This window comes from Homoserinibacter gongjuensis (genome assembly GCF_030161875.1).
Taxonomy (GTDB): Bacteria; Actinomycetota; Actinomycetes; order Actinomycetales; family Microbacteriaceae; genus Homoserinibacter; species Homoserinibacter gongjuensis.
The window spans coordinates 2,964,344-2,986,943 of the sequence record NZ_BSVA01000001.1; the positions used below are offsets into that span (position 1 = coordinate 2,964,344).

The 22,600-nt window shown below is 69.7% G+C and carries 19 protein-coding genes, 1 tRNA gene and 3 pseudogenes; 12 read left to right on the plus strand and 11 right to left on the minus strand.

What is annotated here, in order from left to right:
* Positions 1–21 precede the first annotated feature (21 nt).
* Both QQK29_RS15870 and QQK29_RS15880 read right to left on the minus strand, forming a co-directional pair.
* The gene (locus tag QQK29_RS15870) at positions 22–918 is read right to left on the minus strand and encodes an ABC transporter substrate-binding protein (protein WP_348533892.1); all 897 of its coding nucleotides are present in this window, start codon (positions 916–918) and stop codon (positions 22–24) included.
* A 420-nt stretch (positions 919–1,338) separates the two neighbouring features.
* On the minus strand, positions 1,339–1,947 hold the full coding sequence (locus tag QQK29_RS15880) for a GntR family transcriptional regulator (RefSeq protein ID WP_284301610.1): 609 nt from the start codon (positions 1,945–1,947) through the stop codon (positions 1,339–1,341).
* Between the two features lie 99 nt (positions 1,948–2,046).
* On the opposite strand from QQK29_RS15880, the gene QQK29_RS15885 reads away from it, so the two are divergent.
* From QQK29_RS15885 to QQK29_RS15895, 3 genes are all read left to right on the plus strand, one after another.
* A complete protein-coding gene (locus QQK29_RS15885) occupies positions 2,047–2,367 on the plus strand; it encodes an L-rhamnose mutarotase (RefSeq protein WP_284301611.1) in 321 nt (106 codons plus the stop codon).
* A gap of 64 nt (positions 2,368–2,431) precedes the next feature.
* Positions 2,432–4,051: a right-handed parallel beta-helix repeat-containing protein gene (locus QQK29_RS15890; RefSeq protein WP_284301612.1), complete on the plus strand. Its 1,620-nt coding sequence runs from the start codon at positions 2,432–2,434 to the stop codon at positions 4,049–4,051.
* Positions 4,045–5,166, plus strand: a complete 1,122-nt coding sequence (locus QQK29_RS15895; protein ID WP_284301613.1) for a carbohydrate-binding protein — start codon at positions 4,045–4,047, stop codon at positions 5,164–5,166. Before QQK29_RS15890 ends, QQK29_RS15895 begins: the two co-directional genes overlap by 7 nt.
* A 17-nt stretch (positions 5,167–5,183) precedes the next feature.
* Here the strand turns inward: QQK29_RS15895 and QQK29_RS15900 are convergent, their stop codons facing one another.
* On the minus strand, positions 5,184–5,525 hold the full coding sequence (locus tag QQK29_RS15900) for a hypothetical protein (protein WP_284301615.1): 342 nt from the start codon (positions 5,523–5,525) through the stop codon (positions 5,184–5,186).
* 681 nt (positions 5,526–6,206) lie between these two features.
* Between QQK29_RS15900 and QQK29_RS15905 the strand changes: the two genes are divergently transcribed.
* Positions 6,207–7,454 carry an IS256 family transposase gene (locus QQK29_RS15905; protein ID WP_284301616.1) on the plus strand — a complete coding sequence of 416 codons (1,248 nt, stop codon included), beginning with the start codon at positions 6,207–6,209 and terminating at the stop codon, positions 7,452–7,454.
* Between the two features lie 497 nt (positions 7,455–7,951).
* On the opposite strand, the gene QQK29_RS15910 is transcribed toward QQK29_RS15905, so the two are convergent.
* Positions 7,952–8,025 (minus strand) — tRNA-Pro (locus QQK29_RS15910).
* A 78-nt stretch (positions 8,026–8,103) separates the two neighbouring features.
* Entirely contained in the window at positions 8,104–8,322 is a 219-nt protein-coding gene (locus QQK29_RS15915; protein WP_284301996.1) for a DUF4287 domain-containing protein, read from the minus strand.
* Between the two features lie 53 nt (positions 8,323–8,375).
* Here QQK29_RS15915 and QQK29_RS15920 point away from each other — a divergent pair, with 53 nt between their 5' ends.
* From QQK29_RS15920 to QQK29_RS15950, 7 genes and pseudogenes are all read left to right on the plus strand, one after another.
* Positions 8,376–8,882 (plus strand): O-acetyl-ADP-ribose deacetylase, encoded by a 507-nt coding sequence (locus QQK29_RS15920; RefSeq protein WP_284301618.1) that lies wholly within the window; start codon positions 8,376–8,378, stop codon positions 8,880–8,882.
* 136 nt (positions 8,883–9,018) lie between these two features.
* Positions 9,019–9,378 carry a hypothetical protein gene (locus QQK29_RS15925; protein ID WP_284301619.1) on the plus strand — a complete coding sequence of 120 codons (360 nt, stop codon included), beginning with the start codon at positions 9,019–9,021 and terminating at the stop codon, positions 9,376–9,378.
* Positions 9,375–9,898 (plus strand): annotated as a pseudogene (locus tag QQK29_RS15930) (adenine phosphoribosyltransferase). Before QQK29_RS15925 ends, QQK29_RS15930 begins: the two are co-directional and overlap by 4 nt.
* Before the next feature lie 120 nt (positions 9,899–10,018).
* The gene (locus QQK29_RS15935; protein WP_284301620.1) at positions 10,019–11,272 is read left to right on the plus strand and encodes an HNH endonuclease signature motif containing protein; all 1,254 of its coding nucleotides are present in this window, start codon (positions 10,019–10,021) and stop codon (positions 11,270–11,272) included.
* Between the two features lie 76 nt (positions 11,273–11,348).
* Complete coding sequence (locus QQK29_RS15940) at positions 11,349–13,718, plus strand: ATP-binding cassette domain-containing protein (protein ID WP_284301622.1); 2,370 nt, start codon at positions 11,349–11,351, stop codon at positions 13,716–13,718.
* 12 nt (positions 13,719–13,730) lie between these two features.
* Positions 13,731–14,312, plus strand: coding sequence for an HhH-GPD-type base excision DNA repair protein (locus QQK29_RS15945; protein ID WP_284301623.1), 582 nt, complete (start codon positions 13,731–13,733; stop codon positions 14,310–14,312).
* A 10-nt stretch (positions 14,313–14,322) separates the two neighbouring features.
* On the plus strand, positions 14,323–16,203 hold the full coding sequence (locus tag QQK29_RS15950) for a heavy metal translocating P-type ATPase (protein ID WP_284301624.1): 1,881 nt from the start codon (positions 14,323–14,325) through the stop codon (positions 16,201–16,203).
* A 5-nt stretch (positions 16,204–16,208) separates the two neighbouring features.
* Here QQK29_RS15950 and QQK29_RS15955 read toward each other — a convergent pair.
* The 3 genes and pseudogenes from QQK29_RS15955 to QQK29_RS15965 all read right to left on the minus strand — a co-directional run.
* Positions 16,209–17,161 (minus strand): annotated as a pseudogene (locus QQK29_RS15955) (L-lactate dehydrogenase).
* A gap of 50 nt (positions 17,162–17,211) precedes the next feature.
* A complete protein-coding gene (locus QQK29_RS15960) occupies positions 17,212–17,511 on the minus strand; it encodes a TetR/AcrR family transcriptional regulator C-terminal ligand-binding domain-containing protein (RefSeq protein WP_284301625.1) in 300 nt (99 codons plus the stop codon).
* Positions 17,512–17,678: 167 nt separating this feature from the next.
* A pseudogene (locus tag QQK29_RS15965) lies at positions 17,679–17,822 on the minus strand (hypothetical protein); the annotation flags it as partial.
* Between the two features lie 79 nt (positions 17,823–17,901).
* On the opposite strand from QQK29_RS15965, the gene QQK29_RS15970 reads away from it, so the two are divergent.
* Complete coding sequence (locus QQK29_RS15970; RefSeq protein ID WP_284301626.1) at positions 17,902–19,368, plus strand: MDR family MFS transporter; 1,467 nt, start codon at positions 17,902–17,904, stop codon at positions 19,366–19,368.
* A 141-nt stretch (positions 19,369–19,509) separates the two neighbouring features.
* Here QQK29_RS15970 and der read toward each other — a convergent pair whose 3' ends face one another.
* Genes der through QQK29_RS15985 form a run of 3 tightly spaced genes read right to left on the minus strand, consistent with a single transcriptional unit; the run spans position 19,510 to position 22,586 of the window.
* Positions 19,510–21,045, minus strand: coding sequence for a ribosome biogenesis GTPase Der (der, locus tag QQK29_RS15975; protein ID WP_284301631.1), 1,536 nt, complete (start codon positions 21,043–21,045; stop codon positions 19,510–19,512).
* 42 nt (positions 21,046–21,087) lie between these two features.
* Positions 21,088–21,942: a hypothetical protein gene (locus QQK29_RS15980; protein WP_284301632.1), complete on the minus strand. Its 855-nt coding sequence runs from the start codon at positions 21,940–21,942 to the stop codon at positions 21,088–21,090.
* Complete coding sequence (locus QQK29_RS15985; RefSeq protein ID WP_284301633.1) at positions 21,939–22,586, minus strand: SatD family protein; 648 nt, start codon at positions 22,584–22,586, stop codon at positions 21,939–21,941. Before QQK29_RS15985 ends, QQK29_RS15980 begins: the two co-directional genes overlap by 4 nt.
* Positions 22,587–22,600 lie beyond the last annotated feature (14 nt).

The window sequence follows — 22,600 nt, forward strand, 5'->3', positions numbered from 1 at the left end:
CCGCCGACTCCGACCGGTGCGTTACTGCGCGGCATTCAGATCCCACCACGAGTCGAGCGCAGCCGCGGCGTCCGCGGGGCTCGTTCCGACGTACAGCGCCTGCACCTGCTTGTTGACCTCGTCGCCGAAGCCGCCGGGGATGCCGGGGCCGGACGTGCCGAGCACGAGACCCGGCGACGCGTCGAGGATCGCCGCGACCTCCGTGTTGAGCGCGCTGCCCTCGTACGAGACGCCCTGACGGAAGTTGCCCTCGGATGCGAGAGAGGTGGCGATCGCCTCCGGGTCGGACACGAGGTACTCGACCAGGTCGAGCGCGAGCTCGTGGTGCTTCGAGCCCTGCATGATCGAGTACGGCTGCGCCGGCCCGCTCAGCTGGCCGGTGGGCGAACCGTCGAGCGACGGGGTCGCGAAGACGCCCACCTCGAAGTCGGTCGCCGCCTCGTCGAGTGTCGGCACGATCCAGTTACCGATGATGTAGCTGGCGGCAGCACCGGAGGTGAAGCCGTCGATCGAGTCCTGGTACTTGAATCCCAGGGCGGCCGGGTCGACGAGGCCATCGGCGATCCAGCCCGAGTAGGCCTCGAGGTAGTCGGCGTAGGCGCTGTCGGCGAAGGTCGCGTCCCCTGCCGTGCGCTCGGCGTAGAAGTCGCCGTCGGCGAGCAGTTCGGGGTTGGCGAGCATCGCGAACTGCGCGCCCGTCACCCACTCGCCGGCGGTCTGCAGCGGCAGGTAGCCGGCATCCTTCAGCTTCTGCAGGTCGGCGGTGAAGTCGTCGAGGCTGGTCGGCAGCTCGTCGATGCCCGCGGCGGCGTAGGCGTCCTTGTTGTAGAAGACGAGCGACTGGATCTGGGCGCCCGTGGCGACCTGCCAGATCTTGCCGTCGACGCGGTTCTGCTCGGCGAGCGGGGTGTCGAGCACCCAGTCTTCTTCGGGGAAGGCGAGCAACTGGGGGCCACGACGGGGTCGAGGTTGCTGGCGACGACGTCGGGCACGTCGCCGGATGCGAGCTCCTGCTGCAGGGTCGCCTGCACGTTCTCGGCGCTCGGCACCTCGATCGTGATGGTGACGTTCTCGTGCTCGTCGAGCCAGGGCTGAACGAGCTCCTCGTAGTACTCCTTCGTGAGAACGGGGGTGATGTTGGCGAGGATGCGGAGCTCGGTCGTCTCCGACCCGCCCCCATCCGCCGCGCATCCCGTCAGCAGGCCGGCCGTGAGGGCGGTGCTGGCGAGGACGGCGGCTGCGCCTCGGGTGCTGTGTCGCATGAATCCTCCTTGATCTGGACAATCGCCTATCGATAGGCGATTGGAACACTAACGCGCCGACGCCGAGACGGCAAGTTCAGCGCGCGTCGTCGCTGTCGAGGCCACCGGACGCATGCTCGGCGAACATCGCCGCCGCCGCATCCGGGTCTCCCGCGAGCAGGGCATCGACCAGCTCGATGTGCCACGCGACCACGCGTCGGCGGTCCCCTAGATAGGCGGGGTCGCCGATCGCCCGCTGGCTGACGAGCACCGGCTCGAGCGTGTCCCACATGCGTGCGAGCACCGCCAGTCCGGTCGACGCGATCACCGAGCGGTGGAACTCCACGTCGAGCGTCCGGAAGGTCGCCCAGTCGTCGGCGTCGACCGCCTGCTGCATGCGGGTGGTGATCGAGCGCAGCATCGCGATCTCCGCCGACCCGACCTTGCCGGCCGCGAGGTGGGCGCCCTTCGCCTCGAGGGTTGCCCGCATCTCGCGCGCGATCGCGAACTCCTCGGGCGAGATCTCGGTGACGTAGCTGCCGTGCCGCGCAACCGACACGACGAGCCCGGCATGCACGAGCCGCTTCACCGCCTCGCGCACCGGCGCCTGACTGATGCCCAGCTGCCGGGCGATCTCCGACTCGACCACCCGCGAACCAGGCGCCCTGCTCCCATCGAGGATCGACGCGAGGATCAGGTCGTACACCTGATCCGAGAGCAGCCCCTGCTGATTGACTCGGCCATCGTCGCCCCTTCGCCTGTATATGCTGCGAGCAACACTAGCGATAGTCGATTGGGAGCTTTCGTGGGCACGGTCATCGAGGGGTTCCGCACCCGGCTGAGGCCGGGCGCGGCCGACGACTACAGGCGCGTCCACGCCAGCATCCCCGAGCCGCTCGCCGCCGCCCTCGAAGAGTGTGGGCTCGTGAGCTGGCGCATCTGGATCGACGGCGAGACCCTGTTCCACGCGATCGAGACCCGCGACGGCCGAGAGACGATGGTGGAGCGGATGATGCGGCTGCCGCCGGTCGACCCCGAATGGGACGCACTCATCGACACCCTCGTCGACCCCGCGCCCGAGTCGGCATCCGCTCTGGATTCGGTGTGGGAGTTCGTTGCCCGTTGACGCGACCGCGGTCGGGCCGTAGCGTGTGGTCATTGTTTTCGATAATCGATTAGTGATTGGGTCAATGATGATCTTCACCGCTCGCCGCATCCGAGTCGTCGCCGTGGCTGTCGCCGCCGCCTTGCTGTGCACCCTGCTCCCCCAGACCCCCGCCTACGCGACGGGCGGCGCCACCTACTACGTGAGCACCAGCGGCTCCGACACCAACGCGGGGACCAGCACCGGAGCCGCGTTCCGCAACGTGCAGAAATGCGCCACCGTGATGATCGCCGGCGACACCTGCCAGATCGCTGCCGGCACCTACCGCGAGAAGGTCGCGCCCACCGCGAACGGCACCGCCACCAACCGGATCACCTACGTCGCGGCGCCCGGCGCCCGTGTCGTCATCGACGGCAGCGACGTCGTCACCGGATGGTCGGCGGTGACGGCGGGGCAGCTCGCCACCCTCCAGACCGCCGACTCGACACTCGTCGGCTCTGAGTTCGCAATCGCCGTGGGGGCCGGACGCGTCTACCGCGCATCCGTCTCCCCCACCGCCGGGCTGCCCGGTCTGCAGGTGTTCGTCGACGATGCGATGCAGCCCGAGGCTGCCTGGCCCCACGCCGGAAACAACCCGGCAGAGCCTGTGCTCGCGTCGGCTCAGTCGGGCACCACCACCTCGCTCTCCGACTCCGCGCTCACGCAGCCGGCCGGCTGGTGGGTGGGGGCCCGACTCACGTCGCACAACTGGTTCGTCAGCGAAACCGGCACGGTCACCAGCTCGAGCGTCGGCACCGTCACCGCGAGCAGCCTCCCCGCCTGCGTGGGCCTCAGCCCCAACCAGACCAACCGCTACTCGCTTTCGAACAAGCTCGCCCTGCTCGGCAGGGCCGGCGAATGGCACTACCGCGCAGCCGATGGCTACCTCTACGCGTGGATGCCCGACGGGGCCAGCCCCTCGGGCCACGTTGTCGAGCTTAAGAAGCGCGACATCGCCTTCGACCTCTCGGGGCGCTCGTACACGACAGTGCTCGGCCTGGGCCTGAAAGCCGCCACCATCACCACCTCGTCGACCTCGCACCACCTCGTGCTCGACGGCCTCACCGCCCGCTACGTGTCCGCCTACAGCGACCTCACCATCGACCCGAACAAGGTCACAGGCCCGGACGCGTGCGATGTGCTCACCGCGGGTGAGACCACGAGCGGCATCCAACTGCGCGGGTCGGCGAACACCCTGCGCAACAGCACCATCGACTGGAGCGCCGGCAACGGCGTGATGGTCGCCGGCTCGGGGAACACCGTCACCAATAACCGCATCACCAACGCCAACTACATGGGCAGCTACGCCGCCAGCATCAACCTGCTCGGCGACGGCCACCTCATCAGCCACAACACGGCGTGGGGCAGCGGACGCAGCAACCTCAACATCGACAACAAGGTCGCCGGCACCACCTCGGCCAACCACCTCATCCGCTACAACGACTTCGGCGACTACGGCAAGCTCGTGAACGACGTCGGCGCCATCTACGTCTGCTGCCGCGTCAACATGGCCGGAACGGTCATCGACCACAACGCGCTCCATGACGCCGCACCTGGCGTCGCCGCCGAGGGCCCGCTCCCGGTGTCTACCTCGACCTCGAGACCTACAACGCGACCGTCGCCGACAACGTCGCCTGGAACCGCACCACCTACGGCGTCGTGCTGATCAACCCGAACGGCGGCACCAGCTCGGGCAACAAGATCTACGGCAACACGAGTGGAACCGATTCGAAAGCGGTGAGCCTGTTCGGCGGCACGTACTCGACCTCCGAGATCAAGAACAACATCGGCACCGTCGACACCGCATCCGGGGTGACCGTGAGCAACAACCTGCCCAACACGACGAACCCGCAGTTCACCAACGCCGCTGCCCTCGACTTCACTGTCGGGTCGGGCTCGCCCGCACGCAACGCCGCGGCCGTGCTCAGCCCGTGGACGGATGGCTCCACCGATGCGACGCCGACCATCGGCGCGTACCAGTACGGAGCCCCGAAATGGGTCGCCGGTGCGCGCAGCGTCGGCAGCACGATCCAGGCGGAGTCGTACGCCTCCTCCTCGGGGGTCACCACCCGCTCGGCGGGCACCGGCACCGTGTTCGGCAGTTTCGATGGAGGCGACTGGGTGCGGTACGCGGGCGTGCAGTTCGGCAACGGCCGCACCATGTTCGAGGCCACCCTCGCCACTGAGGTGAACTACGCCGGCCAGCGGTTCCAGATCCGCATCGACTCGGCCACCGGCCCCGTCATCGGCACGGCCACCGTCGACTCGACGGGCAGCTTCAACCGCTTCACCACCCAGTACACGCCGATCGTGCCGACCAGCGGCACCCACGACGTGTACCTGATTGCCCTCGGGAGCGGACCAGGCGTCGGCGACGTCGACACGATCGCCTTCACCCGCACGCCCGCGAAGGTGGATGCGGAACGCGCGGATGCGAGTTCCGGCACGACCACCGCATCCGGCGCCACCGGCGCGTTCGTCGGATCGTTCGACGGGGGCGACAGCCTCACCTTCCGCTCGCTCGACTTCGGCATCGGCCGCACCTCGCTCGCGGTGGCTCTCGCCGTCGACCCCGCCTACGCCGGTCAGACGTTCGCGGTGCGACTCGACAGCGCCTCGGGCACCACAATCGGGACGATGACGGCAGCCTCCACCGGGTCGTGGACCCGCTTCCTGACTCAGACGCTGCCCATCACGTCGACGACCGGCATGCACGACGTGTTCATCGTCGCGACCGGTGGTGCGGGCATCGCCAACATCGACTGGATCTCGCTCGAGTAGCGACGGGCGGGAACCGCTCACACCCCGTTCCCGTGGCGCAGTATCTCGGGATGGAGGCGAATCCACACCACGCTCACCAGTGGCCCGTTGAAATCCACGGTGATCAGTGCGGCGGCTTCGCCGTCGCGGGTGAGAAGGAGACCCGCCTGACTGTTGACCGACCGTGGAGTGATCTTGAGACCCGCACGTTTGCCCATCCCGTGTACAAGCAAAGTTGTCGCGTCCTTCACGCCGTACGTGACCCTCGCGCCGGACGCGCGCACGTCCTGCGACTCCACGACGACAGCGACTTTGGGATCCAGGATCTCTGAGAGCCGGTGCTCGTCGCCACTCTCTGCGGCGAGCCAGAGTTCTCGCACCGCACGAGAGTGAATCGGGCGAGCGAGCCATTCCCATGCGACCGACCACGCTCGATGCACAGTCGGCAACCGGTCCTGGGAAGTCGATCTCGATGCAACTGACATTTGAGTTTCACCTCCACCAATGAAGACCATCCGAAGGCGGCAACTGTGACTAGATCCGCAGCGCAGCTGACAGAATCTCTCGACGCTGCGTCGTGTCCGACGTCGAAGCCACCGGTCGGTGCTCGCGGACTTTCCAAGAGAAGGGGCTGCTGTCTGAGTGGTGCTGATGTCGGGCCGGTGTCGCAGAGCGGTCACTGCCGTTGGTGGCCAGCGGCGGCGTTGCAGTACGCAACGATGTCGGCGGGCAGCTTTCCGTCGGCGTAGCCCTTTCTCAGCCACGAGAGGGTCCGCAGCTCGCGTGACTCGGCGGGGTCGCCGGAGCCGTATCGCGGCTGTCGCTCGTGCGCGAATGGCGCTGGGATCAGAAGGATCCAGCGCAACGATTCGACGGCGACCCGTGCGCGCCGCGTCGGTTGCTGATGGGTTCTGGATCAGGTACCAAGCGCGAAGCCGAGTGGAGTCCCGCATAGTGGTGTAACTGCACGGTGGTCGTCGAGGTCGTTGCCGACGTAGACGCGGTCACCGTGTGATCCTTCGAGAAAGCTCTCTACTTCTCACTCGAAAGGTGTCATCACGATGACCGCTCCCCATATTGTCGACCCCGCGACCGTGCTCGGTGAAGTGCTCGCCGACGCGTCTCCGGATTTGATGCGGCATCTGCTGCAGACGATGATCAACGCCCTGCTGTCCGCCGACGCGGATGCGGTGGTCGGCGCTGAGTGGGGTCAGCCGTCCCCTGCCCGCACGACGCATCGCAACGGCTACCGCCACCGCGAGCTGGACACCCGCGCCGGCACGATCGATGTCGCGATCCCGAAGCTGCGCTCGGGCACCTACTTCCCGGAGTGGCTGCTCGAGCGGCGGAAGCGGTCCGAGGCGGCGTTGATCACGGTGATCGCCGACTGCTACCTCGCCGGCGTCTCCACCCGCCGGATGGACAAGCTCGTCAAGACCCTCGGCATCCATGCGCTGTCGAAGTCGCAGGTGTCGCGGATGGCGACCGAGCTCGACGAGCACATCGCCCAGTTCCGGCACCGGTCGCTCGCGGAAGCTGGCCCGTTCACGTTCGTCGCCGCCGACGCCCTCACGATGAAGGTCCGCGAAGGCGGCCGGGTGGTCAGCACGGTGGTGCTGATCGCCACCGGCGTCAACGGCGACGGCCGCCGCGAGGTCCTCGGCCTCACGGTCGCCACGAGCGAGACCGGCCCGGCCTGGAACGCGTTCTTCGCCGACCTCGTCGCCCGCGGCCTCACCGGCGTCCAACTCGTCACCAGCGACGCACACGCAGGGTTGAAGGACGCGATCACCGCAAACCTCCCCGGCACCACCTGGCAACGCTGCCGCACCCACTATGCCGCGAACCTCATGTCCGTGACACCGAAGAGCATGTGGCCCGCGGTCAAAGCGATGCTGCACTCCGTCTATGACCAGCCCACCGCCGCCGACGTCCACGCCCAGTTCGACCGCACCCTGGACTACGTCACCGACCGGCTGCCCGCGGTCGCCGAGCACCTCGAGACCGCCAGGACCGACATCCTCGCGTTCACCGACTTCCCGAGAGACGTCTGGGCGCAGATCTGGTCCAACAACCCCAACGAGCGGCTCGACCGCGAGATCCGCCGCCGCACCGACTCCGTCGGCATCTTCCCCAACCGCGACGCGATCATCCGCCTCGTCGGCGGCGTCCTCGCCGAGCAAACCGACGAATGGGCAGAAGGCCGCCGCTACCTCGGACTCGACGTCCTCACACGCTCCCGCATGCGCGCACTCCCCAACAACGAAAGCGAGGCGACCACCGACACCATCATCGCGCTCAGCGCCTAACCGAAGGACCAGCCGTTACACCACCCCCAGGGACTTGACCAAGGTCACTCGGTAGTGGCGAACGGTCTCCCACTTTCCACTGTCACGCAGTTGCGCTTCCGGGGCGCCTCGCTTCGCGGCGCCGAGCGTCTTGCTGCCCGGCTCCTGGCTCGGCGTCCATCCCTGCGCGATAAGCACACGTGCGGTATCGCCTCCGATGTCCAGAGCTTGCTTCTGTCAGGTAGTCCCTTCGGTGGGGTGAAGGTGTGAATCCGGTGATGCGGGCGCAGAACGAGTTCGAGAGAGGCACTCGTGTACTCGGTCGGCCGCGTCGGATCGACGGTCGATGCGTAGGCGAGCGTGATCTGGAGTTGCGTGTCGGTGCCGGCCGGTACGCCGCTTAGCGCCGACGGCGCCCTCGCCAGCGGGGGCCCACCTGCTCGCAGGTGCAGTTCTACCGGCTCGAGACAACGAAGAAGAGGGCCGCCTTCGGCGACCCTCTTCTTCGTTACGTTACGTCGGGCTGACAGGATTTGAACCTGCGACCCCTTGACCCCCAGTCAAGTGCGCTACCAAGCTGCGCCACAGCCCGTGGCTTGTGCCGCATCCGAGGATCCGGCACGGCTCCTTACATTACCTTGTCGGCGGCACGGCTCGTGACCAGCGCGCGTCAGGCGAGCTGCGCCTTCACGTACGCGACGATCGCGCTCGCGTGGCCGTGCCCCAGGCCGTGCGCCGACTTCAGCCAGTCGACGACCTGCATGTGCGGATGCTCGGCGAGGCGGTCGGCGGCCAGATCGAGCCAGTGCTGGATCGGGTGACCGTAGGTCTTCTCGATGCTGGGAAAGTACGAGGCCGGGCCGGCGAGCTTCTCCCCGGCTTCACGGATGGTGCGGTCACGCGCGACATGCCGTCAGCGTAACCGAGGCGCACACTGGAGTCATGGCCGAACTCATCGTCGTGCATCGCGACATCACCGAACAGCGTGTCGACGCGATCGTCAACGCCGCGAACAATGCGATGCGCGGCGGCGGCGGGGTCGACGGCGCGATCCACCGGGCGGGCGGCCCCGACATCCTGCGCGACTGCATCGAGCGCTTCCCCGAGGGCCTGGCCACCGGGGATGCCGGATGGACCACCGCCGGACGCCTGCCCGCACAGTGGGTCATCCACACGGTCGGCCCGAATCACGCGGCAGGCCAGCGCGACCGCACACTGCTCGTCTCGTGCTACCGGCGCGCGCTCGAGGTCGCCGACGAGCTGGGGGCTCGCAGCATCGCGTTTCCCCTCATCAGCGCCGGCATCTACGGCTGGCCGCTCGAGGATGCGATCCAGGTCGCCGTCGGCACGATCGCGGACGCGTCCACACGCGTGAGCGAGGCACGGATCGTGGCGCGGGATGCTGAGATCGTCGAGCGGGTGCGGGCGGTCGTCGAGGGGCGCGGGTGACGCCGATTTCGAGACGCGTCGCGCTGCGCGCGCCGCTCCTCAACCAGCTGACAGCAGGAGCGGGGGCTGACGCCGTCGGACCACCGACGTAGGATCGTGCGCGCAGGGGCCGGCCTGCTCTCGACGAGGGAGCACCATGGTCATCAACGCCGACCCGCAAGACGGGCTCGACGCTGCCGAACGCGCGCGGTCCGGCTATCGGGGCGAATGGCATCCGCTGCTCGCCGCCGTCGAGGGGCCCGTCGGCACCTGGACCATGACGGCACCCGACGGCTGGCCGTACGGCATCATCCGGCTGCTCGAGCTCGGCGGCGAGCAGGGCTACCGCGCCGTCACGTGGGCCGAGCGCTCGGCAGACCGCCAGCTCGTCGGCTACTACCGCACGCTCCGTGCCGCTGCCATGGCGGCGCATCGCCGCTACCTCGCGGGCCACGGTCCTCGGCAGCACGGTCGCGAGGCGCAGTCGGCACGCGGGCCGCGTAGCCTGGGCGGGTGACCGACGCCGCCGCGCACCTGCACCGCCTCATCCGCACCATCCCCGACTTTCCCGAGCCCGGCATCCAGTTCCGCGACCTCACCCCCGTGCTCGCGGACGGCGAGGCGTTCGCGACGGTCACGGATGCGCTCGTCGCGCCCTTTGCGGGCCGCTACGACGTCGTGGCGGGCGTGGAGGCACGCGGGTTCGCCCTTGCCGCGGCGGCCGCGGCGCGTTCGCGGCACGGGCTGCTGCTGATCCGCAAGGCGGGCAAGCTGCCCGGCACGACCCTCGGCGAGAGCTACACGCTCGAGTACGGCCAGGCGACGCTCGAGCTGCACGCCGAGCAGCTGCCGGCCGGCACCCGGGTGCTGCTCGTCGACGACGTGCTCGCCACGGGGGCACCCTCGCGGCATCGCAACGCCTCATCGAACGGGCCGGATGGCAGCTCGTCGGCACGACCGTCGTGCTCGAACTCGAGGGCCTCGGCGGGCGCGACAGGCTCGCGCCGCGCGAGGTGCACGCGCTCACCCGGCTCTGACGAGCCCCGGGCCCAGAGATGGTCACAAGTCGGTAACAACCGTCGAGCGGCCGGTGGATGCGACCCGATTCGCCCCCGTTTCGGCCAGCGGATGTCGGTGGCTCGCGATGGTCTCGATTCATGGAAGAACGACTCGATGCCATCGCCCAGGCGGATGCCGCACTGAGCCGTGTCATCGAGGTGCAGGCGCAGATCGACGCGCTCATGGCGGTGCGCACCGAGGCCCTCGTCGCGTTCGATGAAGCCTTCACGGCGGCCTACCCGACCGACCGGTCGGCGCTCAGAGAACGGGCACGCAACGCGGAACTCGCCTGCGGGTTGCGGATGCCGGAGCAGAGCGTGCAACGTCTCTGCGGTGAGGCGCAGATTCTGACGCGCGACCTGCCGGCGACACTCGCCGGACTCGCCGAGGGGCGCTACTCGTACCGGCACGCGCAGGCGCTCGTCGACGAGACCGCGGGCCTCGACGCGGACGACCGCGCGGCCGTCGAACGCGTCGCGCTCGGTACCGCGGCGACGACGACCGCGGCGCAGTTCCGGCGGCGCGTGCGCAAGCTCCGTGAGAAGCGCCGACCCGAGACCATGCCGCAACGTGCCGCGGAGGCGCGCACACGGCGCTCGGTGACCATGGATCCTCTGGCCGACGGCATGGGGTGCCTGATGCTGTACACGGGCGCGGTCGAGGTGGCTGCGATCTATGAGCGCGTCTGCGAGGCCGCAGCGCGCGAAAAGGCCGACGGAGACCCGCGCACGATCACCCAACTGCGCGCCGATCTCATGGTCGACGCGCTGCTCGAGCGTCAGAGTGCGCTCGGCCTCTCCCGCACGCAGCTGCAAGCCCTCGACCTCACCGCTGAGGAAGCGGCGCACATCCAGGAGACCGAGCTGGGCAGCTTCTCCGGCATCGTGCCGACCGTCCTGGTGACGGTGCCCGTCATGACGCTGCTCGGTGGCACCGAGCCCGGCATGCTCGAAGGGGTCGGCCCGATCGACGCGGTCACCGCCCGCCGGCTCACCGCCGAAGCTCCCACCCTCTACCGGGTGCTCACCGATCCCGAGACCGGCATCTCGCTCTCGATGTCGAGAACCAGCTATCGGGTACCCGACCCACTGCGACGATGGTTGCGATTGCGCGACGACACCTGCACCTTCGCGATGTGCGGCATCAGCGCTCGCCGATGCGACATCGACCACACCCGCGATTGGCACGCGCACGACGGGCCTACCGACCACGACAACCTCGCCCACCTCTCGCGCGGCCACCACACCCTCAAGCACCACGGCGGATGGCGCGTGCGACAAGACAAGCCGGGGCACCTTACCTGGACGAGCTACCTCGGCCGGGAGTATGCCGTCGCGCCCGCCAGCGCGTGACCGGGCAGGGCGGTCCGTCGGAATCGATCAGGATTGAGGAAGCCCGCTGTCCGCGTCGGCCGGTAGCGTCTCTCGCATGACGCAGCAGCCTGCCGACCACATCGCCGACAGCCACGACCTCATCCGCGTACGCGGGGCGCGAGAGAACAACCTCAAGAACGTGAGCCTCGACATCCCGAAGCGCCGCCTCACGGTATTCACCGGCGTGTCGGGCTCCGGCAAGAGCTCGCTCGTGTTCGGCACGATCGCGGCCGAATCGCAACGCATGATCAACGAGACCTACCCGGCCTTCGTGCAGGGCTTCATGGCGAGCCTCGCCCGCCCCGACGTCGACCGGCTCGAAGGCCTCACGACCGCGATCATCGTCGACCAGGAGCGCCTCGGCTCCAACTCCCGCTCCACGGTCGGCACGGTCACCGACGCCAACGCGCTGCTGCGCATCCTCTTCAGCCGCCTCGGTCAGCCGCACATCGGCTCACCGCAGGCGTTCTCCTTCAATATCCCCTCGGTGCACGGTTCGGGCGCGATCACGATCGAGAAGGGCGACGGCACCACCAAGGTCGTGCGCGACTTCGCCCAGCTCGGCGGCATGTGCCCGCGCTGCGAGGGCATGGGCACCGTCAACGACATCGATCTCACCCAGCTCTACGACGCATCCAAGTCGCTCAATGGGGGCGCGATCACCATCCCCGGCTTCACCGCCGACGGCTGGGCCACGCGCATGTACTCCGAGTCGGGCTTCTTCGACCCCGACAAGCCCATCCGCGACTTCACCGACACCGAGTTGCACGACCTGCTCTACAAAGAGCTCGTCAAGGTCAAGATCAGCGGCATCAACATCAGCTACGAGGGTCTCGTGCCCAAGATCCAGAAGTCGATGCTCTCCAAAGACCCGGATGCCATGCAGCCGCACATCCGCGCCTTCGTCGAGCGGGCGGTCACCTTCCAACCCTGCCCCGAGTGCCACGGAACACGACTCAACGAGGGGGCGCGGTCGTCGAAGGTGGCCGGCATCTCGATCGCCGACGCGTGTGCGATGCAGATCAGCGACCTCGCCGCCTGGGCGCGCGGCATCGACGAACCGAGCGCCGCTCCCCTGCTCGAGACCCTGCGGCAGCTGCTCGACTCCTTCGTCGACATCGGCCTCGGCTACCTCTCGCTCGACCGCGCATCCGGAACCCTCTCGGGTGGCGAGGCGCAACGCACCAAGATGATCCGGCACCTGCGCTCGGCGCTCACCGACGTCACCTACGTGTTTGACGAGCCCACGGTCGGGCTGCACCCGCACGACATCCAGCGCATGAACGAGCTGCTCGTGCAGTTGCGCGACAAGGGCAACACGGTGCTCGTCGTCGAGCACAAGCCCGAGGCGATCGCGATCGCCGACCACGTCGTCGACCTGGGGCCGCGCGCGGGGTCGGCGGGCGGCGAGATCGTGTTCGAGGGCACGGTCGACGAGCTGCGGCGCGCCGACACCCTCACCGGTCGCCACCTCGACGACCGCGCCCACCTCAAGCAGACGGTGCGCACGCCCACGGGCACGCTCGAGATCCGCGGTGCGTCGACCCACAACCTGCAGAACGTCGACGTCGATCTGCCCCTCGGGGTGCTCGCGGTGATCACGGGCGTCGCCGGTTCCGGCAAGAGTTCGCTCATCCACGGTTCCGTCTCCGGGCGCGACGGAGTCGTCACGGTCGACCAGGGCGCCATCCGCGGGTCGCGACGCAGCAACCCCGCCACCTACACCGGCATGCTCGAGCCGATCCGCAAGGCGTTCGCGAAGGCCAACGGCGTGAAGCCCGCGCTCTTCAGCGCCAACTCCGAGGGCGCGTGCCCGAACTGCAACGGCGCCGGCTTCATCTACGTCGACCTGGGTGTCATGGCGGGCGTCGAGACGCTCTGCGAGGTCTGCGAGGGCCGCCGCTTCGACTCCTCGGTGCTCGAGTACAAGCTTGGCGGTCGTGACATCAGCGAGGTGCTCGCGATGCCGGTCTCCGAGGCCCTCACCTTCTTCGCCGAGGGTGAGTCGCGCATCCCTGCGGCGCACGCCATCCTGCAGCGGTTGAGTGACGTCGGTCTCGGCTACCTCGGCATCGGCCAGCCGCTCTCGACCCTGTCGGGCGGCGAACGGCAGCGGCTCAAGCTCGCCGTCAACATGGCCGAGCAGGGCGGCATCTACGTGCTCGACGAGCCCACGACGGGTCTGCACCTCGCGGATGTCGAAGCGCTGCTCGGCCTGCTCGACCGGCTCGTCGACTCGGGCAAGTCGGTCATCGTGATCGAGCACCATCAGGCCGTCATGGCGCATGCCGACTGGATCGTCGACATCGGTCCGGGCGCGGGACACGACGGCGGACGCGTCGTGTTCGAGGGCACCCCCGCCGAGCTCGTCGCCGACGAGTCGACCCTCACCGGACAGCACCTGGCGCGTTACGTCGGAGGCTGAAAACATGGGGTCATGCCCACCTTGCACCTCACCGGCGAACCGGATGCCGATCGCCTGCTCTCCGAGAGCCCCCTCGCCCTGCTGATCGGGATGCTGCTCGACCAGCAGGTGCCGATGGAGACCGCATTCGCCGGCCCCGAGAAGCTGCGCACCCGGATGGGCGGCACCCTCGACGCGGCGGCGATCGCCGACGCCGATCCGGAGGCCATCGCGGAACTCTTCAAGGAGTCCCCCGCCATCCATCGCTTCCCCGGATCCATGGCTGCCCGCACGCAGACGCTCTGCCGCACCGTCGTCGACGACTGGCACGGGGACGCCGCAGCGGTCTGGCGCGAGGGCGACCCCGACGGTGCCGAGGTGCTGAAACGCCTGAAGACGCTGCCGGGCTTCGGCGACCAGAAGGCCCGCATCTTCCTCGCGCTGCTCGGCAAGCAGTACGGACTCGACGCCGAGGGGTGGCAGCGGGCTGCAGGCGACTACGCCGAGCCCGGCAGCTACCGCTCCGTCGCCGACATCGTGGATGCCGAGTCGCTCGCCAAGGTGCGCGCCACCAAGCAAGCCGCGAAGGCGGCAGCCAAAGCCGCGAAGGCCTGAGCGGCGCACCGTGCGTCGTCTGCTGCGTCTGGCCAGGCGGTACTGGGCCGTCAGCGCGACCCTCGTCGTGGGCGCGCTCGGCATCGTGCTCGCCCTCGCCGGGGCAGGCGCCCTCGTGCCCTGGATCTTCGGCGGCTACGCGCTCGCGATCGCGGCGTGGCAGGCAGTGGGCATGGTGCGACAGCTTCTGCGCCGCGAGTTCGGCCTCGATGTGCTCGCCATCACCGCGATCATCGCGACGGTGCTCGTGGGCGAGTTCATCGCCGCGCTCGTCGTCGTGCTCATGCTCACCGGCGGCGAGGCGCTTGAGGACTACGCCAACCGCCGCGCCAAGCGCGAACTCGATGCTCTGCTCGCGCGCGCTCCGCAGCGGGCCCGCGTGCAGCGCGACGGCGGTTTCGCGGATGTCGCGGTCGACGAGGTGGTGGTCGGCGACGTCGTGCTCATCCGACCGTCCGAGGTCGTTCCCGTCGACGGAGTGCTGCTCTCACCTACGACGACCGTCGACGAGTCCTCGCTCACCGGCGAGAGCATCCCCGTGGAGAAGGTCGCAGGAGACACCCTGCTCTCCGGCTCGGTCAACGGTGTGCAGGCGGTGGAGCTGCGAGCGAGTGCGACGGCATCCGCGAGTCAATACCAGCAGATCGTCGCGCTCGTCGCCGCGGCCTCCGAGAGCCGCGCTCCCGTCGTGCGGCTCGCCGACCGCTACGCCGTTCCCTTCACGGCGTTCTCGCTCGCCCTCGCCGCAGTGGCGTGGCTCGTCTCGGGCGAGCCCAACCGCTTCGCCGAGGTACTCGTGCTGGCCACGCCGTGCCCGCTGCTCATCGCCGCCCCGGTCGCTTTCGTGGGCGGCATGAGCCGGGCCGCCCGCAACGGGCTCATCGTGAAGGGTGGCGCCGTGCTCGAGCAGCTCGCCCGCGCGCGCACCGTCGCCTTCGACAAGACGGGCACCCTCACCCGCGGCACCCCCGAGATCACCGAGATCCGCCCGAGCGGCGGCATCTCCTCCGACGAGCTGCTCACCGCGGTCGCCGAAGCCGAGGAGTACTCCTCGCACGTGCTCGCCGCATCCTTCCTCCGCGCCGCCGACGCCCGCGGACTCGTCAGGCGGGGAGCCGAGAGCGCCCGCGAGGTCGCCACCAACGGCGTCGAAGCCGTCGTCGCGGGCCGCCGCATCGTCGTCGGCAAATTCGCCTTCGTGGCCGAGCACGCGCCGGATGCGGTGCGCACCCCGATCGCACCCGGCGAGCTCGCCGTCTACGCCGCCATCGACGGCCGGTACGCGGGAGCGATCCTCGCGAGCGACGTCGTGCGCCCGGAGGCTCCCGGCATGCTGGCGCGCCTGGACGCCCTCGGCATCCGTCACACCCTCATGCTCACCGGCGACGCGCGCGAGACGGCCGAGCACGTGGCGGCCGCACTCGGCATCAGTGAGGTGCAGGCCGAGTGCCTCCCCGCCGACAAGGTCGCGGCCATCCAGCATCTCGACGAACGCCCCGTGGTCATGGTCGGCGACGGCGTCAACGACGCCCCCGTGCTCGCGGCAGCCGAGGTGGGCGTCGCGATGGGTGCCAAGGGCGCGACCGCGGCGAGCGAATCGGCGGATGTCGTGGTGCTGGTCGACGACATCTCGCGCGTCGCCGATGCGATCACCATCGGCCGCCGCACCGTGCGGGTCGCGCTGCAGAGCATCTGGATCGGCATCGGTGTCTCGGTCGCGCTCATGATCGTCGCGAGCTTCGGCCTCATCCCGGCCACGGTCGGGGCGCTGCTCCAAGAGCTCGTCGACCTCGTGACGATCCTCGCCGCGCTGCGCGCCGTCGGCTCACGCCGCGACGACGCCCCAGGGTCGCGTGCACCGAACGCACCGCAGCAGGTGCCGGTGGGCTGAGCGCCTCAATCGATCCCGAGTGCCTCGAGCGACGCGCGGATGGCGCCCGCCGACGTCCGCAACCGCTCGCGCTCCTCGTCGGCGAGCGGCACCTCGATCACGCGACGCACACCCGAGGCATCCACGACGCTCGGCACCGACAGGGCGACACCGCTGATGCCGTGGTAGCCCTCGAGCACGCTCGAGACGGGCAGCACCGCACCCTCATCCCGCAGCACCGCCTCCACGATGCGCGCCCCCGAGAGCCCGATCGCATAGTTCGTGGCACCTTTGCCCGCGATCACCGTGTAGGCCGCGTTCATGACCTCCTCGGCGATGCTGTCGAGCTCCGCGCGCGCGAGGGGCCGTCGCCGGCATCCCAATGATCCAGCGGCACCGGCCCGATGCGCGCCTGCGACCACAGCGCGAACTCCGAGTCGCCGTGCTCGCCGATGATCATGGCGTGCACGCTCGACGGGGCGATCTCGAGTCGGTCGGCGAGCCGTCGTCGTAGGCGCGCCGAGTCGAGCACCGTGCCCGAGGCGAACACCCGCGAGGTCGGCAGGCCCGAGAAGCGTTGGGCGGCCACGGCGAGTACGTCGCACGGGTTCGAGACGATCACGAACACCGCGTTCGGCGCACGCTCCACGAGCTGCGGCATGAGGTCGCGGATGATGCCCGCATTGACACCCGCAAGCTCCCGACGCGTCTGCCCCGGCTTCTGCTTGGCACCCGCGGTGACGACGACGACGTTCGAGTCGGCCACGACATCCAGCTCCGCCCCACCCGTGATGCGCGAGGCGCCGGTGAACGGCGTGCCGTGCGCGAGGTCGAGTACCTCGGCCTCGACGCGGCGGGCGTCGATGTCGTAGAGCGCGACCTCGCGCGCCGACTCGCGGATGAGCGCCGCGTAGGCGAGAGAGGTGCCCACCGCCCCGGCGCCGATGATGCTGAGCTTCGCGTTCTCGATGCCGGCCATGCTCCGATCCTGGCGGATGCGGTGGCCGCGCGACAGGTCCGAGGTCCCGATCAGTCGTCCGGGCCCGGCACCGGGCGCACGAGGGGCAGGAACACGTCGTCGACGATCGAGACGAGGTCCTCTTCCGGCACCTTCCCGAGGCGCAGGATCGCCTCGGAGCGGAACAGATCGAAGGGCACCCGCAGCACGCGCTCGGGAAGATCGGGGCGCGCCTCGCCGCGTTCCACGGCGCGCTTGATCGCCGCGCGGAAGGGGATGGCGCGTCGCCGATCATGTCGAGGCGCAGTTGCGCCGGGGTGATGCCGGTCTCGGCATAGAAGCCCGCCAGCTGCACGCTCAGCACGACCCACATGCCCAGTCGCGTCTCGTTCGAGTACCGCAGCGTCGTGAGCACGTCCTCACGGAGGCTCCCGGTGTCCGGGCTGATGCGCGGCGCACGCGCCCCCAGATGGCGCACCGCGGCGCGCACGAGAGCCTCGCGCGTGGGCCAGCGGCGGTACAGCACGGCCCGGCTCGTGCGGGCACGGGCGGCCACCGCCTCGTAGGTGAGTCCGCCGTAACCCTGCTCGGTCAGCTGGTCCCAGACTGCCTCCAGGATCGCGTTCTCGAGTTCGGCGCCGCGTCGTCGCGTCGCCTTCGGAGCGGGGTTTTCAAGATCCACTTGCGTATCTTATCGCACAAGCGTATCTTCCCAAGAGTCACTTCTGTCTCTTATCCGACTCCACTCCGAGGACTCCCCCATGACCGGCTCACCCGCATCCGCTCCTGCCGACACCCCGCGCCTGCCACCGGGCGTCATGACCACCGCCTGGGTGCTCATCATCGGCGGGTTCGCCGCCATCCTCGACTCCACGATCGTGGCGATCGCCATCGACACGCTCGCGCGCGAGTTCGACGAGCCGGTCTCGACGATCCAGTGGGTCTCCACCGGCTACCTGCTCGCCCTCGCCGTCGCCATCCCGCTCACCGGCTGGGCGCAGGCTCGCTTCGGCGGCAAACGACTCTGGATCGCAGCCCTCGCGCTCTTCCTGCTCGGCTCGGTGCTGTGCGCCTTCGCGTGGGACGCCACGAGCCTCATCGCCTTCCGCATCGTGCAGGGCCTCGGCGGCGGCATCATGTTCCCGCTCATGCAATCGCTCGCCGTACAGGCCGCGGGCGGGCGCACCAAGGGCCTGGGACGGATGATGGCCGTCGTGACGGTGCCCATCGCACTCGGGCCGATCGTCGGTCCGGTCATCGGCGGCGCCATCCTCGACGGGCTCAGCTGGCAGTGGATGTTCCTCGTGAACGTGCCGGTCGTGCTCGTGGGCATCGCCCTCGCGGCGTGGCGTCTGCCGGACGACTCGGCTCGCCGTCGCCCCGCCAAGCTCGACATCGTGGGGCTCGTGCTGCTCGCCCCCGGGCTCGCGCTCATTCTGCTCGGGCTCTCGAATGTGGAGTCCGGAGGCGGGGTGGTCCGCTCCGAGGTGCTGCTGCCGCTCATCGCAGGCACCGCCCTCACGGTCGGCTTTGTGTTCTGGTCGATCACGCGGCGCGAGCGCGCGCTCGTGCACCTGCGGATGCTGGGGCGTCGCACCCTGGCGAGCGCATCGCTCGTGCTGTGGCTGGCCGGCGCCGCCCTCTACGGCGCCATGCTGCTGCTGCCGCTCTACTGGCAGGCGCTGCGCGGCGAGACAGTGCTCGCGGCCGCGCTGCTGCTCATCCCCCAGGGAGTGGGTTCGCTCGCGGCGCGTCCCCTCGCCGGCATCCTGCTCGACCGGATCGGCGCCCGCGCGCTCACCGTGATCGGCTTCGCCCTCATCGCGATCGGCACCGTGCCCTTCGCCCTCGCCGACGCCGACACCTCGAACGTGTGGCTGTCAGCCGTACTCGTCGTGCGCGGGCTCGGGCTCGGCACCGTGCTCATCCCCCTCATGACCGTGTCGATGACGGGACTCAGCCACGATGAGATCCCGCAGGCCACGATGATCACGCGCATCTCCCAGCAGATCGGCGGAGCGTTCGGCACCGCCGTGCTCGCCGTCGTTCTCACCGAGCTCACGACGGGCGCGGCGAGCCCCGCGGATGCCGTGAACGCCTTCCACGTGACGTTCTGGGTCGCAACCGGGGTCGCGGTGCTGGCACTGCTCGCGAGCCTGCTCCTGCCGGGCCGGGAGCCCGACGAGCCCACCATCGAGGAAGCCGAGGTGGCCGAGGCGGCGGTGTAGGGGGCGCCGGTTTCGAGACGCGTCCGGCTTCGCCGGGCGCTCCTCAACCAGCTGACCGTCGAGGTGGTTGAGGAGCCGCCGCAGGCGGCGTCTCGAAACCCCGACGCCCTAGCGGCGGCGCTTCTCCCGCATCCGCCCGCCTTAACGGCGGCGCTTCTCCCGTACGCGCATATTCACCACGATCGGGGTGCCCTCGAAACCGTAGACCTCGCGCAGCCGCCGCTGGATGAATCGGCGATACTGCGGGTCGAGGAAGCCGGTGGTGAACAGCACGAACGTCGGCGGGCGCGTCGAGGCCTGGGTGCCGAACAGGATGCGCGGCTGCTTGCCGCCGCGCACGGGGTGCGGGTGCTCGGCCGTGAGCTCGGCGAGCAGGGCGTTGAACTTGCCGGTGGGAATGCGCGTGTCCCAACTGTCGAGAGCCGTCTCGAGGGCGGGCACGAGCTTCTCAAGGTGGCGACCGGTGCGCGCTGAGATGTTCACGCGCGGCGCCCACGAGACGTGGCCGAGGTCCTGCTCGATCTCCCGCTCGAGGTAGCGACGGCGGTCGTCGTCGAGCAGGTCCCACTTGTTGTAGGCGAGCACGAGCGCACGCCCTGACTCGAGCACGAGGTCGACGATCCGAAGATCCTGCGTCGAGATGGGCTCCGTGACGTCGATCACGACCACCGCGACCTCGGCCTTCTCGAGCGCCGCTGCGGTGCGCAGCGAGGCGTAGAAGTCGGCGCCCTGCTGGAGGTGCACCCGCTTGCGGATGCCGGCCGTGTCGACGAAGGTCCAGATGCGCCCCGCGAGCTCGATCTGCTCGTCGACCGGGTCGCGCGTGGTGCCGGCGAGCTCGTTGACGACGACGCGCTCCTCGCCCGCGGCCTTGTTGAGCAGCGAGCTCTTGCCGACGTTGGGACGTCCGAGGATGGCGACACGTCGCGGTCCGCCGATCTCCTGCTTGGCGACCGTCGACACCTCCGGCAGCACCGTCATGACGTGGTCGAGCAGGTCGGCGACGCCACGCCCATGCAGCGCCGAGACGGGCCACGGCTCCCCGAGGCCGAGCGCCCAGAGCTCGGCCGCCTGCGGGTCCTTGATGGCGTCGTCGGCCTTGTTCGCCACGAGGATCACGGGCTTCTTCGCCGCGCGCAGCATCCGCACGACGTGCTCGTCGGTCGCGGTCGCGCCCACGTTGATGTCGACGACGAAGAGCACGGCGTCGGCGAGATCGACGGCGACCTCCGCCTGGGCCGCGACCGAGGCGTTGATGCCCGAGGCATCCGGCTCCCAGCCGCCCGTGTCGACGACCGTGAAACGGCGCCCGAGCCACTCCGACTTGTACGAGACGCGGTCGCGCGTGACGCCCGGCACATCCTCGACGACGGCCTCACGGCGGCCCAGGATGCGGTTCACGAGCGCCGACTTGCCCACGTTCGGTCGCCCGACGATCGCGAGCACCGGCAGCGCCGGCAGGTAGGTGATGCCGTCGGGGCCGGCCTCGGAGCCCTCGAGCAGTTCGAGGTCCTCGTCGTCGAGCTCGTAGTCGCCGAGCCCCGCGCGCAGGGATGCCGCACGCTGCTCGGCGAGATCGTCGTCCAGTTCCGCGAGGCGGTCGCTCAGGCCGGGATCGATGTCGCCGAAGGCGTCGGCGTCGTCGGGCGTCTCACCCGAACGGTCGATGTCGGACATGCTCTCCTCCTCGTGCACCGGACGATCTGCCGGCACGGCCTCTTATTCTGTCAGCCGCCGGCCGGGAGGATCATCCGAGCGTTCCCCAGATGAGCAACGCCCCTCCGGCGGCGACCGCCCAGCTCGTGAGGCTGCCCACGAGGAAGGTCTCGGCGTTGGCGCCGGTGCCGCGATCTGCCGAGATCTCGGGGAAGCGCACGACCCCCTTGGCCGCCACGAGTGCTGCGATGACGGCGGCTCCCCGGCCAGCCCGAGGCCGATGAGCAGCAGACGCTCGATGGGCCCGATCACCCGTCCGCCGACCAGCTGCGGTGCGCCCCGCCCCGATGCCGCGACCCGTTCGACATCCGCCACCGGCCGGCGTCCGATCCGCACCCGCCAGCCCTCCGCCCCGGAGGGCAGCGACGGGCGGCCCGCCACCTCGGCAGCACTCGAGGCGCGGGCAGCGGCACGCGAGTTGATGGCCGCGCGCACGAGCAGGTTGGTGCTGCGCAACAGGAACAGCACGACGCCGAGCGTGACGAGGGCTGTGGTCCAGGCGATGCCGGCCTCGCCGGGGGCGGTCGTGGCGTACCAGGCGGTGATGGCCGGATGCGGTGCACCCGTGGGCGGCAACCCCGCGGCCGCGATCGCCGCCGCCACGAGCACGACGAGCGCGGGCCAGATCCGTTCGGGCTCGTCGCCCGGTTCGGGCGTCATCGCCCAGAGCCAGAGTGCGAGCAGCACGACGACGACCACCGCCGCCCAGGTCGCCGCGCCCGCGAGTACGGCACCGAGCACCGCGACGGCGGTACCCACGAGCGCACCCAGCACGATGCTCGGCACTCGTCGCGCGACGAGTGCCCGCACCAGGTCGGCGGCTCCGACCGCGGCGAGCAGGATGGCGGCTTCGATCATCGGGGACTCCCTCCCGTGAGGTCGACGGTCGCGAGCAGAGCGGATCCGCCCGACCGTTCGAGGCGTTGCGAAATGGCGGACTGACTGATGCCGTGTCGGCGCGCGAGTTCAACTTGGGTCTCGCCTGCGAGCTGGCCGAAGGTGAGCTCACGGTCGAGGCGCTTCATGCGCGACACGACGTGGTCGCGCATCACGAGGTAGGCGTTGACGGTCGCGACGGTGTCGTCGGATGCCGGGCCGGCCGCGTCGGCGACGTACCAGGTGCGCACCGTCGTGCGCCCGGCATCCATGCGTCGGTGGGCCGTCTCGATCGCCTCGCGCGCGCGCCACCAGGCCGAACCGTCACGGATGTCGTCGGGGCGGCTGCTGCTGACCTCGCGCGAGTCGCCGAGGCCGAGGCCGAAGCGGCAGTCGACCCCGTCGGGGAACGCGAGGCGCGCCGCGAGAGTGGCGCGCAGAGCCGCCGGGATGTCAGCGGCGACGGCCTGGAACTCATCTCCCACGGTGGGGAGGAAGGGCTCGAGCAGGGGCGCCACCTCGTGCTGCCGGGCGAAGGCGCGCTCGAGTTCGAGCTGCGCCGCGTTTCGATCGTCGAGCTCCCGGGAGCCCACGATGTCGGCGATGATCGCGACGACCTGATCCATGCGGCAATTTTAGC

Bases quoted from the DNA above. Each gene is read 5' to 3' on its own strand.
- QQK29_RS15890 (WP_284301612.1), top strand. From the start codon at position 2,432: ATGATGATCTTCACCGCTCGCCGCATCCGAGTCGTCGCCGTGGCTGTC.
- QQK29_RS15905 (WP_284301616.1), top strand. From the start codon at position 6,207: ATGACCGCTCCCCATATTGTCGACCCCGCGACCGTGCTCGGTGAAGTG.
- QQK29_RS15920 (WP_284301618.1), top strand. From the start codon at position 8,376: ATGGCCGAACTCATCGTCGTGCATCGCGACATCACCGAACAGCGTGTC.
- QQK29_RS15925 (WP_284301619.1), top strand. From the start codon at position 9,019: ATGGTCATCAACGCCGACCCGCAAGACGGGCTCGACGCTGCCGAACGC.
- QQK29_RS15935 (WP_284301620.1), top strand. From the start codon at position 10,019: ATGGAAGAACGACTCGATGCCATCGCCCAGGCGGATGCCGCACTGAGC.
- QQK29_RS15940 (WP_284301622.1), top strand. From the start codon at position 11,349: ATGACGCAGCAGCCTGCCGACCACATCGCCGACAGCCACGACCTCATC.
- QQK29_RS15945 (WP_284301623.1), top strand. From the start codon at position 13,731: ATGCCCACCTTGCACCTCACCGGCGAACCGGATGCCGATCGCCTGCTC.
- QQK29_RS15970 (WP_284301626.1), top strand. From the start codon at position 17,902: ATGACCGGCTCACCCGCATCCGCTCCTGCCGACACCCCGCGCCTGCCA.
- der (WP_284301631.1), bottom strand. From the start codon at position 21,045: ATGTCCGACATCGACCGTTCGGGTGAGACGCCCGACGACGCCGACGCC.
- QQK29_RS15980 (WP_284301632.1), bottom strand. From the start codon at position 21,942: ATGATCGAAGCCGCCATCCTGCTCGCCGCGGTCGGAGCCGCCGACCTG.
- QQK29_RS15985 (WP_284301633.1), bottom strand. From the start codon at position 22,586: ATGGATCAGGTCGTCGCGATCATCGCCGACATCGTGGGCTCCCGGGAG.